The organism is Paenarthrobacter sp. 10L412, from assembly GCF_056395565.1.
Window position 1 is genome coordinate 89909 of the sequence record NZ_JBFTJT010000014.1, and the last position, 13007, is coordinate 102915.

The window sequence follows — 13007 nt, forward strand, 5'->3', positions numbered from 1 at the left end:
AAAGGGACGAGCAAGGATTACCATGACTGCGACGATGCAATCGAAAACCGAAGCAGCAGATGCGCCCCGGCGAGGCAGGCGAAACCCGGGACCGGGCCGAAAGGTCCGTTCCCGGGGTGGTTCCCTGCAGTTCGGCCACTGGTGGTGGGCGCTCCCCGGGATCGCCCTCGTCATCGCCATCCACTACGTAGCCACGGGAATTGGTGGCTACTTCGCCTTCACCAACTGGACCGGTATTGGCTCGTTCAAAGTGGTTGGCCTGGCAAACTTCGAGGCAATCTTCAAGGACCCGACCAAGCTCGGCGCCTTGCTGAATACCCTCTTCCTGGCCTTTTCCTCCGTGTTCATCAGCAACGTTGCCGGGCTCTTCATCGCTTTGGGCCTGAACCGGGTAATAAAAACACGGTACGTACTCCGCACGTTGTTCTTCATGCCTGTGGTCCTCAGCCCGCTGGCAACTGCCTACATCTGGAAGTACATCTTCGATTTCGACGGCCCCATCAATGTCTTCCTGGCATCGATTGGCGCTGGTGACCTGGCCAAGCCGTGGTTGGCGGACCCACAGTGGGCCATCTGGACTGTACTGATTGTCCTGGTCTGGGGAAGCACCGGTTTCGCCATGGTGATCTTCATGGCAGGTTTGGCAGGCGTGCCGGTGGAAATCGAGGAGGCCGCAGCCATCGATGGCGCAAACATGTGGCAGCGCTTCTGGAACGTCACCCTTCCAGCTATCCGCCCCGCCGTGGCCATCGCATCAACCCTGGGCATTGTTCAGGGGCTCAGGGTCTTCGACCCCATCATGGCACTCACCGGCGGAGGCCCGGCAGGTGCTACGGAAACCCTTGCCACGCAGGTCTACAAGCAGGCATTTGCGCTCGGCAACTTCGGCGGCGGCGCCGCCTTGGCCCTGGTGCTGGCCGTCATCATCCTGTTCTTCGCCGTAATCCAGCAGCGGCTGACGCGATCGAACCCCGAGGACTAACAATGTTCCGCTACACAAAACTCACCGTTCTCCGCGAAATCGGGCTGTGGGCATTGGCCCTCCTCTTTCTTTCCCCCTTCTACTTCCTGGTGACCACTGCACTGAAATCCGATGGTGAGATCTACACAACCTCGCCGCTGGCACCGCCGTCGAGCCCTGACTTCAGCAACTTCACCGCAGTCCTGACCGCCCAAGGCAATTCAAATGTGGTGCTTGGCCTGGTGAACAGCGTCATCATCACCACCGGCAGCATCCTTGGCCTGATCGCCCTTGGGTCCATCACGGGATACGTCATTTCACGGTCAACCCGCCGTTGGAGCAAAGGCGCCTACTACCTGTTCCTCATCGCCATCATCCTGCCAGGGCAGCTGGGAGCGGTTCCCCTTTACATGGGCGCTCGTTCCTTGGGTCTTACCGGCTCGGCGTGGGGCCTGATCGTCCTGTACACGGGCATGCTCCTGCCCCTTTCGATCTTCCTCTATGCGAACTTCTTCCGCGGCCTGGGTACGGACTACGAAGAAGCAGCCACCATTGACGGCGCCAGCAAAACGCAGGTCTTCTCCAAGGTTGTTTTCCCGATGATGGCCCCGGCCACTGGTACGGTGACCATCTTCGCCGGACTGATCGTGTGGAACGACTTCTTCACGTCCCTGATCTTCCTGGGCGGCTCCAGCAACCAGACACTTCCGGTGGCGATGTACTACTTCATCGGCTCCTTGGTGTCGCAGTGGAACTCGATCTTCGCGATCGTGATCGTGTCCATGATTCCGATCCTCGCCCTGTTCCTCTTTGCCCAGAAGCGCTTCATCCAGGGCTTCTCCGGCGGCCTGAAGGGCTAACGCCGTCCAGGCAACCCCCTTGTTTTAGAAATCCACTTCATCTTCCAGGAGAGAACCATGTTTAAACTTGCGCCGAATATCGACCTTTTGTTCTCCGAAGCAGGCGAAAGTGCTGCTGACCGTGTGCGTGCTGCGGCGGCCGCGGGCTTTGATGCCGTCGAGATGTGGGGTCCAACGGGCAAGGACATTCCAGCCCTGAAGGCCGCATTGGAGGAAACCGGAGTGCAACTCACCGCCCAACTGGCGGAGCCGCGGATGCAGTTCATGATCCCTCCCAAAAACCACGAACCGTTCTACGAGGGGCTCGATGCCGGCGTCGAGGTTGCCCGACAGCTCGGCTGTCCTCGCATTGTGGTTGGAAGCGGAACCGGCTTCGGCGGCCGCAAGAGGCAGGACCAGCTGGACGAACTCATCGAAATTTTCACCAGCGGCGTGAACCACATCCAGGGTTCCGGCATCACCTTGGTCCTGGAGCCCGTCAACGTGCGCGTGGACCACCCGGGAGCCCTCCTGGACCGGACGACGGAGGCCGTCTACATTGCGCGCGGCGTGAATTCACCCAACTTCGGCGTTCTCTACGACCTCTACCACTCCACGGTTGAAGGCGAAGATGTGGCCGCGGAACTGGCCAACGCAGGCGATCTCATCAAGTACGTTCAGATTGCGGACGCTCCGGGCCGTGGCGAACCCGGTTCCGGTTCAATCGATTGGAACGCGCGGCTGGGAGACCTGGAGGCCAGCGGTTACAGCGGGCCCATCGGGCTCGAGTACTACCCAACCATCGACTCCGCTAAGTCCGTCCGACGCATCCAGGAATTGGTGGCCGCCCGGTGAGTCAGCGGTCCTACCCGGCGGCAGTCGACGTCGTCATTGTGGGCAGCGGTCCTACGGCGTCCACCTACGCGCGAATCCTGAGCGAGGAAGCGCCTGAGGCCACCATCGCAATGTTCGAGGTGGGCCCAACCGTCAGTAATCCTCCCGGCGCACATGTGAAGAACATCGCTGATGAGCAGCTTCGCACCGCCGCGCAGCTGGCATCGGAAGGTCCAGGCGCGGGCGCCGCGACCGTCAACTCGCCCGGTGCCGTGAAGAGCGGCGAACGCAGGGCGCGGCCAGGAACCTACTTGCTCAGCGAGGGCTATGCCTTCCCGGGCGAGGACGGCATGCCCGTTGCCGCAATGTCCAGCAACGTCGGTGGCATGGGGGCGCACTGGACGGCGGCGTGCCCCCGCCCTTCCGGCCAGGAACGCATCAGTTTCATTCCAGACCTGGATGGATTGCTCGACGACGCCGAGCGCCTTCTGGGCGTCACCACCCATGCCTTTGACGGCGCGCCCTTCTCGGGTCTCGTCCGCGAGCGGTTGTCTGCGGTGGTCGACGAGGGGCGCGAGCCCGCCCTGCGTGTACAGCCCATGCCTCTTGCGGTCCACCGCGAACAGGATGGCCGCCTCATGTGGTCCGGCGCCGACGTCGTCATGGGTGAGGCAACCAGGCAGAATCCGCTCTTCGAACTGTTCGACGAGTCGCTGGTCACCAAAGTAATGCTCGACGGCGGCAGGGCCGCGGGCGTCGAAGTCCAGGACCGCCGGACTGGCGGGAGTCATACGGTCGCCGCGCGCTTCGTGGTGGTGGCGGCGGATGCGTTGCGGACCCCTCAACTGCTCTGGGCTTCGGGGATCCGGCCGGAGGCACTGGGCCGCTACCTCAATGATCAGCCGCAGGTGGTGTTCGCCAGTCGCCTGGAAGGCGTCGAAGCTTCTGCCGAACCTGCTGCGCCGCAAAGCCAAGCGGGTCTCAGCCAACAAAGTGGTGTCGCGTGGGTTCCGTACACCGATGATGTCCCTTTCCACGGCCAGATCATGCAGTTGGATGCCTCGCCAGTGCCTTTGGCTGACGACGATCCCGTGGTGCCCGGTTCGATTGTGGGCCTGGGGCTGTTTTGCGCTAAGGATTTACAGCGCGAGGATCGCGTGGTCTTTGACGACGACGCCCGGGACGCCTACGGAATGCCGGCCATGCGCATCCATTACTGCCTGACGGAGCGCGACCATGAGGTGATCGAGCAGGCAAAGGCAGAGATTGTTCGGCTCGGGAAGGCAGTGGGACGTCCCTTGGACGAGCGTCCCTTTGCGCTGCCGCCCGGCGCATCACTGCACTATCAGGGCTCGACGCGGATGGGCCAGGCAGACGACGGGGACAGTGTTTGCTCGCCCGATAGCGAAGTGTGGGCAGCCCCAGGTCTTTTCGTGGCTGGCAACGGGGTTATTCCTACCGCTACGGCCTGCAACCCAACGCTGACCGCTGTGGCCCTGGCTGTTCGTGGAGCCCGCAAAATCGCGGAAGAGTTGGACAGCTCTTTACTTATGTCAGAATCAGACAATAGAATTACTAAATAAGGAAGAAGTCGTTGCGGAAGCTCACAGCACCGCAGCAAGACAAGGAGATCCCATGATTGCCGACCGCATGATCGAGCAGGGAACGCTTACAACAGAAGGCGGCCGAACCGCCGTCGAAGTCCGTATTCCGTGGTACCGGGCCCTGCCGGGTTCTTGCATTGCCGGGGCGGCGCTCACCATCGACGGTGTGGCGGCTCCCGAGGAGTCGCTGCGCTGGACCATGAACAACCGCACCTTCAGCTTTGGCGAACTTGTGGAGGAAACGGACGAGTGGTGGTTCCCGCTGGATTCGGCCGTTCTTTCCGGCGAGCTGCCCCTGCCGGATCCGGAGGCGCAGCACGAAGTACGCGTGGACCTCAAGCTCTACATCCCCTACATCACCACTGACCACGGGGTGTTGCACATCGAAGAGAACGACACCAAAACCATGAAGGTAGGACAGCGATGACCGGCCTCGGCACTCCCATCCAGGGCGTAACCCTCTACAGCTTCACCCGCGCCTTCCACAGCCGGCAGTACGACCTCGACGGCCTGATCCGCAAGGTAGCCGCAGATGGTTTTGGACCAGGTCTTGAAATCATTGGATTCTCAAGCCTGCGGGGCTTCCCGGACCGGATCGATGACTCCTTCGTAGGCCACTTCCGTGACCTCGTGTCCGAAGTGGACCTGGTGCCCACCTCCCTGGCCGTCAACGTTGACACCGGCATCCGACGCGACCGCCTCATGAACCACGACGAGCTCGTGGAGTACATGCGCAAGCAAATCGAGGTCGCTTCACGGCTGGGATTTCCGATTGCCCGGGTTCAGATCTCGTTGACGCCGGATGCCATGGAAAGCCTGCTTCCGGTGGCAGAAAAGTATGGCGTGACCCTGGCTCTTGAAGTCCACGCACACCAGCACGGCGCCCACGAGCTGATCCTCGCTCTCCGGGACCGCTTCGAGAAGCTAGGCTCTCCGCTTCTTGGCTTCACAGCAGACTGGGGTGCCACCGTCAGCGGCTTCGCGCCCTCGCTGCTGGAAGCTTATCGACGCCGCGGCGCATCCGAAGCGCTGCTCCAGCAGGTTGTGGCCATGTGGAACGGCTTCTACGCAGAAGGCCCTCCCACCACTGAGAAGGCCCACGGCGAACGCTTCGGCGCCTTCATTGGCTTGGCCGCCCGCAATGGCCGTCCCGATCTGGGCATCGACTTCGCGATCAACGGAACCGGTCTCTTTGGTCCGGCCCCGATCAATACCTGGCTGGAAATCATGCCGTTCGTCCGTCATGTGCACGGCAAGTTCTTCGGCATCGACAAGAACGGCGAGGAACCCTCTGTTCCAGTCCGGGATCTGGTCCGCCAGCTTGTAGAGAACGGCTACTCCGGTGCGATCTCCAGCGAATACGAGGGCTGGCACTGGAACAACTGGCAGGACCCGTTCGACATCATCCGCGGCGAACAGGCAGTCCAGCTTTCCGCCGCTGCCGACGCCGGCTCAAGGATGATCACGGATCCTGCAGAAGCCCGCAGCATCCTCAACAGCCACCTCACCCAGCCGGTCCTCGGCTGAGAAGAACGGATAACCACCATGTCAACAGGCATCGCCGGCTCGGGCATCGAGCTGGGCATTACCCTCTACTCCCTGACCTCTGAATTCGCCGCGGGTCTGTACACTCCCGAGACGCTCATCAAGGCCGTGGCCGACGAAGGGCTCGGTCCCGGCGTCGAATTCAACATTGCCCAGATGTTGCGCACCTATCCGGACGTCGACGACGACTTCGTCAAGCTCTGGCGCGACAGCATGGACCGCTACGGACTGACGCCCAGCGCTGTTGGAACCAACTTGGACATGGGCCGACGCAAGGACCGGGACATGACTCCGGACGAGGAATTCGACTTCTTTGCGCGTCAGCTGAAGACAGCGAACAAGCTCGGCTTCCACAAGATCGTCATCCGGTCAGCCGGCAAGGAGCTGCTACGGCGGCTGCTTCCCCTCGCTGAGAAATACGACCAGAAGCTCGGCTACGAAATCCACGCACCGCAGGGTCCGAACGACCCCAAGATCCTGCAGATCCGCGAGATGTACGAGGAACTCGGAAGTGACCGCCTGGGCTTCACGGCTGATTTCAGTTCCACGATGCACAGCCTCTCACCCACCCTCTTCCGGACGCTGACGCAGATGGGTCTTCCTAAAGAACACTTCGCGGTCATGCAGGACATCTGGCGCAAGCCTTTGCCCATGCAGGAACGCAACCAGGAATTTGAGGACTATCTGCGTTCCAACAACTTCGATCCGGCGAATCTGGGGCCGTTTACCCGGCTGGCGTTCAACATGCACGGCCTGGTGGCTCCCGAGGAGTGGCTGGACATCATGCCGCAGATGTTCCACGTGCACGCCAAGTTCTACGACATCGACGAGAACGGCAATGAGCCGGCCATGGACATCCCGCGCATTGTCCGCCAATTCGTCAAGGGCGGCTACACAGGATTCCTCTCCAGCGAATGGGAAGGCCACGCCTTCGCCGACCTCGGCGAATCGGACCCGATCGACCTCGTCAAGAAGCAGCACGCACTCATGCGCCGGGCCATCGAAGACTCCATAGTACTGGCCTAGGAGATGTCCATGCCAGCAACCGATACCGACCTCAGCGCGGAGATCCGGCAGCTCCGGACGGAACTGAAGGAAGCCCAGCGCTTGGCTCGCCGCGCGAACGACCGCGGCGAGATCGAGAACCTCTTCAATCGATACATGTACCTGCACAACGCATTCCAGGATGAGCAGATCATTCCCCTGTGGGTAAAGCCGGGGACTCCCGGAATCCGCGCCAGGTATACCAATGCGGGCCAATACACGGACCATGAAAGTGTCATCCGCTACCACCGGGACCGTCCGAATCCCGTGGGTAAGCTGATCCTGCACTACACCACAACACCGGTTATCGAAGTTGCGGCCGACGGCGAAACTGCCAAGGGCGTATGGATCATGACCGGCAACGAATCCGGTCTGACGGATCCCGAGGTGGCCAAGGAAAGTCCGGACTACATGTACTCTCCGGGCGAAGTGCAGGGCAAGAAGGTCTGGGCCCACTGGGTCTGGTGCAAGTACGCCGTGGACTTCCTCCGCCAGGACGGTGAATGGAAGATCTGGAAGTTCCGCTGCTACGAACTGCTGCGGGCGCCGTTCGAAGAAAACTGGATCAGCTTCGCTGAAAAGAACCAGCACGCGTTCGCCCTGGACCTCATGTACTTCGGCGACGACGGGAAGCCCGTTTTCATGCCGTCCGCTGACGAGCCAGTGCCAACCGAGTACCACCCGTATAGCCCATCGGCCAGGCAGACACTCGAGCCGCAGCCGCCGGTACCCCACCCAACCTTCACAGAGACTTTTGAGTAAGGATCATTATGGCAACCCACAACTCCCTGTTCCAGGACGCTGACGTCCGCCGGCACCCCGAGGGTATCTCTGTCTCCGTGCAGTTGCCTTGGTACCGCAGCCTGTGGCTGTCCGCCGTCGACGACGTCGCAGCAACCGTCGACGGCGTGGATATCCCCAAGTCCGCACTGCGGTTTGAACTGCAGGGTCGCTCCTATTCCATCGAGGAACTCCCGGACCAATGGGAAACCCTGTGGTTCGTGGCCGACAAACCAGACATCATCATTCCGCTGGAGCGTGTCCCCGAATCAGGTGAGGAGATCGACGTCGAGGTCATCCTTACCCTCCGCCTGCTGTACATGCAGATCGCACCCATGCGCTACGTGGGCAACCGCGTGGCTGTAGAGCGAAAGGTTGTGCTGGCATGAAAAGCCTTCGGGTGGCCATGATCGGCTATGGGTTCATGGGTGCTGCCCACTCCCAGGGTTGGCGCACGGCCCCCCGGGTTTTCGACCTGCCGGCCGATGCTGAGATGGCTGTGATCGTGGGTCGTGATGCCGCAGCGGTAGCAAAGGCTGCCAGGAAGTGGGGCTGGGCCGAATCGGCAACCGACTGGCGCGAAGTGATCGCCCGCGACGACATCGACGTCGTGGACATCGTGACGCCCGGCGACTCCCACGCGGAGATTGCCGTTGCAGCTCTGGACGCGGGCAAACACGTACTGTGCGAGAAGCCTCTGGCCAACACAGTGGCCGAAGCCGAGGCGATGGCAGCCGCAGCCGAGCGGGCCGCGGCGAGGGGTGTAAAGGCCATGGTTGGCTTCACCTACCGTCGCGTGCCGGCGGTGACTTTCCTGCGGCAGCTTATTGCCGAGGGAGTGGTGGGCCGGATTGCCCATGTCCGTGCCTCGTACCGCCAGGACTGGCTGGTGGACCCGGACATGCCACTTGCATGGCGGCTGCAGAAAGAGCACGCGGGTTCCGGGGCGTTGGGGGACATCGGAGCCCACGCCATTGACTTGGTGGAGTTTGTCACCGGCATGGACGTGGAAAGGGTATCCGGTGTGCTGGACACGATCGTCAAGCAACGGCCGCTCCTCAGTGCTGGATCCGGCCTCTCTGGAAAGGCAGCCGCAGGCTACGGGCAGGTGACCGTAGATGATATCGCCATCTTCACGGGCCGCTTGGCCTCAGGTGCACTCGCCTCCTTCGAAGCCACGCGCTTCGCGACCGGGCGCAAGAATGCGCTCGCGATTGAGATTTCCGGGGACAAGGGGGCTTTGGCTTTCGACCTCGAAGACCTGAACAGCATCCAGTTCTACGACAGGACCGCCCCCGCCGACCAGCAGGGATTCCGCAAGATCCTGGTCACCGAGCCTGTGCATCCCTACGTCGCTGCCTGGTGGCCGGCCGGGCACATGCTTGGCTACGAGCACGGCTTCTCCCACCAGGTCAAGGACCTGGTGGAGGGCATTGTCCGGAACACGGACCCGCACCCGACATTTGCCGACGGCTTGAGGGTCCAACGTGTTCTGGATGCCGTGGAACGCAGCTCCACCAACGATTCTGCCTGGACGCGCGTCGCTGCAGACGTCCCGGTCCAGGCGTAGGTTTCCAAGCGTAGGAAGGACGAAAGACATGGCACGACCAATAACCCTGTTCACTGGGCAGTGGGCGGATTTGCCGTTCGAAGAGGTCGCCCGGCTCGCTGGAGAGTGGGGCTATGACGGGCTTGAAATCGCGTGCTGGGGCGACCACCTTGACCCTTGGCGATGGGACGACGAAGCCTACGTTCAAGGCAAGCGTGACATCCTGGAACGCAATGGCCTCAAGGTATGGACCATCGCCAACCATCTCAAGGGACAGGCAGTCTGCGACGATCCCGTTGACCAGCGGCACCGTGACATCCTGCCGGATGTTGTGTGGGGCGACGGCGATCCCGAGGGGGTGCGCCAGCGGGCCGCTGAGGAAATGAAGAACACGGCGCGCCTGGCGGCAAAGCTTGGCGTCAAGACGGTTACCGGCTTCACTGGCTCATCGATCTGGAAGTACGTTGCGATGTTCCCGCCGGCCAGCGAAAAGATGGTCGACGCCGGCTACCAGGACTTCGCGGACAGGTGGAACCCCATCCTGGACGTGTTCGACGAAGTGGGTGTGCGCTTCGCCCACGAAGTGCACCCGTCCGAGATTGCCTACGATTACTGGACCACCCAGCGGACCTTGGAGGCCATTGGCCACCGGGAGTCGTTCGGCCTGAACTGGGACCCCAGCCACATGGTCTGGCAGGACATCGACCCCGTCGGATTCCTTTGGGACTTCCGCGATCGCGTCTACCACGTGCACTGCAAGGACACGAAGAAGCGCCTCAGCAACGGTCGGAATGGCCGGCTGTCCTCGCACCTGTCTTGGGCCGATCCTCGTCGGGGTTGGGATTTCATTTCGACAGGCCATGGGGATGTTCCTTGGGAGGACGCCTTCCGGATGTTGAATGCGATTGATTACAGCGGCCCGCTGTCTGTCGAATGGGAAGATGCCGGAATGGATCGCTTGGTCGGTGCCCCCGAGGCGCTGGGTTTCGTCAGGAAGCTCTCCTCCTACGAGCCGTCCGCTGCTGCTTTCGACGCCGCATTCAGCACGAAGTAGGAACATGGAAACCCATGTACCCGCCCACTGGACACTTGCCGCCAGCTCCTTCAACTGGACGCCGGAAATCATCACCGCCAAAAGGACGAGCGCCGAGATTGTTGCAGCCATAGCCCAGGACAACGTCTCCAAGGTTGTGGAACTGGAACCTGGACTGTTGTGGCGGACGTTTCCGTCACCGCAGGATCAGGAAGTAGACGAGTTCCGGAGCCTGCTGGAGTCCGTGGGTGGAAGCGTCAGCATCGTCGGCTGCAGTCTCGACGACTACGTGACGACGACGGTTCGCCGCACCACCGCGCAGCGCCTGGAGTTCCTGGTGCCCCAACTCAAGGCCGCCCACCGTGTCGGGGCCGCAGGCGTCCGGCTCCCGATCGGGCAGGCTGGACCCGAATTGCTCAAACTGGTCCAACCGCTGCTGCACGATCTGGATCTGGTTCTCTATGAGGAAATCCAAGGCCAGCAGCACCCGCGGAATCCCCAGGTATTGCCTGCGCTGGACCACATCGCGGCGTTGGACGATGAGCGGATCCGGGTTCTGGTGGACGTCAGCATGTTGATGCCTGCCCTCCCGGAGACGTATCTGGAGGAACTGGCCAAAGGAGGCCTCGCTCCCGAACTGCTTGCGCGGCTGAGGGCCGACTGGAAAGATCCGGCGACGAATGATGCCGTCATGGCCGCTCTGCGCTCTGATTCCGTTCCCCGCGGGATTCACACCCTTTTCATGAACCTTCTGATCCGCTTTGGGCGAAGTGACGCCACGGAGCTGAGGGAAATCCTGCCGCTGGTTGGCGCCTTCCACCTGAAGTTCTGGGACCTTGAGGACGACGACGGGCGGGTGTCCCAGCCTCTGCAGGACCTCGGCCGGCTCTTGGATGGGGAAGGCTTTGCAGGGACGCTGACCAGCGAGTGGGGAGGCCACGAATGGCTCCAGGACGATCCGGGCGATACGACCCGTCGTCATCTGGAGCTTTCGCGCAGCGCGCTGATGACATTTTCAGATGAAGGAGTGGGCGATGTTGCGGAACGCACTGCGTGAGGATGCTTTAACCTCCGGCCCGGAGGGGTATGAACTGCGGATAGGCCTGCCGTGGATTCGCTCCATGCCATTGTCCTGCATCCTGGGCCTGTCCCTGACTCTCGCTGGGTGGTCGCCCGCGGCAGTCAGGGTGAGGCTCGGCAACCGGACTGTCCGGACGGACGAGTTGAGTGCTGAGCCTGGATGGTGGTTCATTCAGGATCGGCTGGTCCTGGTATTCCCGGCGGGTGGTTTCAGCAGCGGCGATGACGTACATGACGTCGCTGTGGACTTTGAGCTGATGATCCCGTACCTGAGTGGCGGGGCAGCCGGACCGTTGGTCCTGCCATTTCACCTCGAGGCATCGCTGCGGACCTCCCAGGAAGTGCTTGAGGGAGTTTCGCGGGACGTTGCCTAGACGGGGCTAGCTCATCGCCATGCTCTTGACGGGGCGTGGTTTTCCTTGGGCAAACCAGCGGGGGAACGTTGCTTCGAAGAGCTGTTCGCGTGCCAACTCCACTCCACCCCGCAGTGGTTCCCGTTCGTCGTTCACGGACAGCAGGATTCGAAGATCCCTGGTGGCCAACGGCAGGGACAACTCGTAGACGCGCTGCCGTACTTCGGCCAGGTACACCTCGCCGGCGGATGCCATGGCTCCGCCGATCACGATGATTCCCGGATTAAACATGTTGACCAATGCCGCGATCGATTCACCAACCACCCTGGCCGAACGCTGAAGAAGCCGTACCGCCAATGCGTCGCCGCTGATGGCTGCAAGCGCAATGCCTTCGGGGGAGAGCGGCTGTCCACGCTCTACGGAGGTGGCCAGGGGGCCGGTGGCGCCTTCCTCGATGGCAAGTTCAGCGTCCCGGATCAAGGCCCAGCCACCGGCCACGGCTTCCAGGCAGCCAACCTTGCCGCACCGGCATAGCGCGTCCGAGTCGGGAACGCGGACATGCCCGATGTCGCCCGCCGCGCCATTGGCACCCCGGTGAATGCGTCCCTGCGACAGCAGGCCGGCGCCGATTCCCGAACCGATCTTGCAATAAATGAGGTCAGCGTAGGCATCCCGACGACGCGCCCGCTCACCCAGCGCCAGCAGGTTGACGTCGTTGTCCACCCACACGGGGGCGTCAAAGCGTTCCTCGAATGGAGTCCGGACGTCGTAGCCGTTCCAACCGGGCATGATGGGCGGCGCAACCGGCTGTCCGCTCTCAAAATCGACAGGACCGGGAACGCCAACAACCACGGACCAAACGGGCAATTCACCGGCGTCTTCAAGGAGTTCATCCAGGAGTGACATTGCCGCTTCCAGGGTTTCGGCGGGCCCGCGGGAAATGTCCCACTCGCGATGCCTTTGCTCGATGATGTCCCCGTCCAAGGCTGCATATCCAACCCGGATGTGGAGGGCGCCGAGGGCGCACACGATGATTCGCCCTTGTTCCGAGCGGAAACGGAGGGTCCTGGGGGCACGGCCTCCTGACGAGGCTCCGAACTCACCGTCGCCCAGGAAGCCCATCTGGATCGCCTGGTCCACTCGTTGAGTCACGACGCCGCGGCCAAGGCCTGTGACCCGGCCGATCTCGGGGCGGGTGGTTGCTTCCCCCGTGCGCACAAGGTTCACGATTCGCAGCAAACTCGTGACTTCGTCTGTCTGCGCGCCGAACCGGAGCGTCGAATCTGTGGTCATAACTCCAAATTGTCCCACAAGACGGCCACTAATGTGTGGATTTTCGTGAACTATAGCCAGAACCGGATGAACTTAGGAATAATACCGACAAA

Annotated in this window: 14 protein-coding genes; 13 read left to right on the plus strand and 1 reads right to left on the minus strand. The window is 61.9% G+C overall.

The genetic code is table 11. The features are described from left to right. Positions 1-22: 22 nt before the first annotated feature. From AC1DD7_RS19140 to AC1DD7_RS19200, 13 genes are read left to right on the plus strand one after another with little or no spacing between them, the layout of a single operon-like run. The gene (locus AC1DD7_RS19140) at positions 23-982 is read left to right on the plus strand and encodes a carbohydrate ABC transporter permease (RefSeq protein WP_431117948.1); all 960 of its coding nucleotides are present in this window, start codon (positions 23-25) and stop codon (positions 980-982) included. Positions 983-984: 2 nt separating this feature from the next. Beyond that, positions 985-1821: a carbohydrate ABC transporter permease gene (locus AC1DD7_RS19145; protein ID WP_477516185.1), complete on the plus strand. Its 837-nt coding sequence runs from the start codon at positions 985-987 to the stop codon at positions 1819-1821. Positions 1822-1878: 57 nt separating this feature from the next. Further along, entirely contained in the window at positions 1879-2655 is a 777-nt protein-coding gene (locus tag AC1DD7_RS19150; protein ID WP_477516186.1) for a TIM barrel protein, read from the plus strand. Then, positions 2652-4217, plus strand: coding sequence for a GMC oxidoreductase (locus AC1DD7_RS19155; protein WP_477516187.1), 1566 nt, complete (start codon positions 2652-2654; stop codon positions 4215-4217). The genes AC1DD7_RS19150 and AC1DD7_RS19155 overlap by 4 nt, the downstream gene beginning before the upstream one ends. Positions 4218-4269: 52 nt before the next feature. Beyond that, positions 4270-4665, plus strand: a complete 396-nt coding sequence (locus AC1DD7_RS19160; protein WP_477516188.1) for a C-glycoside deglycosidase beta subunit domain-containing protein — start codon at positions 4270-4272, stop codon at positions 4663-4665. Next, complete coding sequence (locus AC1DD7_RS19165) at positions 4662-5765, plus strand: sugar phosphate isomerase/epimerase family protein (RefSeq protein ID WP_477516189.1); 1104 nt, start codon at positions 4662-4664, stop codon at positions 5763-5765. The genes AC1DD7_RS19160 and AC1DD7_RS19165 overlap by 4 nt, the downstream gene beginning before the upstream one ends. A gap of 18 nt (positions 5766-5783) precedes the next feature. Further along, positions 5784-6809, plus strand: a complete 1026-nt coding sequence (locus tag AC1DD7_RS19170; protein WP_431117957.1) for a sugar phosphate isomerase/epimerase family protein — start codon at positions 5784-5786, stop codon at positions 6807-6809. 9 nt (positions 6810-6818) lie between these two features. Continuing rightward, positions 6819-7589: a nuclear transport factor 2 family protein gene (locus tag AC1DD7_RS19175; RefSeq protein ID WP_431117958.1), complete on the plus strand. Its 771-nt coding sequence runs from the start codon at positions 6819-6821 to the stop codon at positions 7587-7589. An 8-nt stretch (positions 7590-7597) separates the two neighbouring features. Beyond that, entirely contained in the window at positions 7598-7996 is a 399-nt protein-coding gene (locus AC1DD7_RS19180; RefSeq protein ID WP_431117960.1) for a C-glycoside deglycosidase beta subunit domain-containing protein, read from the plus strand. Then, positions 7993-9177: a Gfo/Idh/MocA family protein gene (locus AC1DD7_RS19185; protein WP_477516190.1), complete on the plus strand. Its 1185-nt coding sequence runs from the start codon at positions 7993-7995 to the stop codon at positions 9175-9177. The genes AC1DD7_RS19180 and AC1DD7_RS19185 overlap by 4 nt, the downstream gene beginning before the upstream one ends. Before the next feature lie 28 nt (positions 9178-9205). Continuing rightward, a complete protein-coding gene (locus AC1DD7_RS19190; protein ID WP_477516191.1) occupies positions 9206-10210 on the plus strand; it encodes a sugar phosphate isomerase/epimerase family protein in 1005 nt (334 codons plus the stop codon). A gap of 4 nt (positions 10211-10214) precedes the next feature. Next, positions 10215-11246: a restriction endonuclease subunit R gene (locus tag AC1DD7_RS19195; protein ID WP_477516192.1), complete on the plus strand. Its 1032-nt coding sequence runs from the start codon at positions 10215-10217 to the stop codon at positions 11244-11246. Further along, a complete protein-coding gene (locus AC1DD7_RS19200; protein WP_477516193.1) occupies positions 11224-11643 on the plus strand; it encodes a C-glycoside deglycosidase beta subunit domain-containing protein in 420 nt (139 codons plus the stop codon). Before AC1DD7_RS19195 ends, AC1DD7_RS19200 begins: the two co-directional genes overlap by 23 nt. 6 nt (positions 11644-11649) lie before the next feature. Here AC1DD7_RS19200 and AC1DD7_RS19205 read toward each other — a convergent pair whose 3' ends face one another. Continuing rightward, complete coding sequence (locus AC1DD7_RS19205; protein WP_477516194.1) at positions 11650-12915, minus strand: ROK family protein; 1266 nt, start codon at positions 12913-12915, stop codon at positions 11650-11652. Between the last annotated feature and the right edge of the window lie 92 nt (positions 12916-13007).

Excerpts from the sequence above, each read along its gene's own strand:
- AC1DD7_RS19195 (WP_477516192.1), top strand. The coding sequence starts at position 10,215 with ATGGAAACCCATGTACCCGCCCACTGGACACTTGCCGCCAGCTCCTTC.
- AC1DD7_RS19145 (WP_477516185.1), top strand. The coding sequence starts at position 985 with ATGTTCCGCTACACAAAACTCACCGTTCTCCGCGAAATCGGGCTGTGG.
- AC1DD7_RS19170 (WP_431117957.1), top strand. The coding sequence starts at position 5,784 with ATGTCAACAGGCATCGCCGGCTCGGGCATCGAGCTGGGCATTACCCTC.
- AC1DD7_RS19150 (WP_477516186.1), top strand. The coding sequence starts at position 1,879 with ATGTTTAAACTTGCGCCGAATATCGACCTTTTGTTCTCCGAAGCAGGC.
- AC1DD7_RS19190 (WP_477516191.1), top strand. The coding sequence starts at position 9,206 with ATGGCACGACCAATAACCCTGTTCACTGGGCAGTGGGCGGATTTGCCG.
- AC1DD7_RS19180 (WP_431117960.1), top strand. The coding sequence starts at position 7,598 with ATGGCAACCCACAACTCCCTGTTCCAGGACGCTGACGTCCGCCGGCAC.
- AC1DD7_RS19175 (WP_431117958.1), top strand. The coding sequence starts at position 6,819 with ATGCCAGCAACCGATACCGACCTCAGCGCGGAGATCCGGCAGCTCCGG.
- AC1DD7_RS19185 (WP_477516190.1), top strand. The coding sequence starts at position 7,993 with ATGAAAAGCCTTCGGGTGGCCATGATCGGCTATGGGTTCATGGGTGCT.
- AC1DD7_RS19205 (WP_477516194.1), bottom strand. The coding sequence starts at position 12,915 with ATGACCACAGATTCGACGCTCCGGTTCGGCGCGCAGACAGACGAAGTC.
- AC1DD7_RS19160 (WP_477516188.1), top strand. The coding sequence starts at position 4,270 with ATGATTGCCGACCGCATGATCGAGCAGGGAACGCTTACAACAGAAGGC.
- AC1DD7_RS19165 (WP_477516189.1), top strand. The coding sequence starts at position 4,662 with ATGACCGGCCTCGGCACTCCCATCCAGGGCGTAACCCTCTACAGCTTC.
- AC1DD7_RS19140 (WP_431117948.1), top strand. The coding sequence starts at position 23 with ATGACTGCGACGATGCAATCGAAAACCGAAGCAGCAGATGCGCCCCGG.
- AC1DD7_RS19200 (WP_477516193.1), top strand. The coding sequence starts at position 11,224 with ATGTTGCGGAACGCACTGCGTGAGGATGCTTTAACCTCCGGCCCGGAG.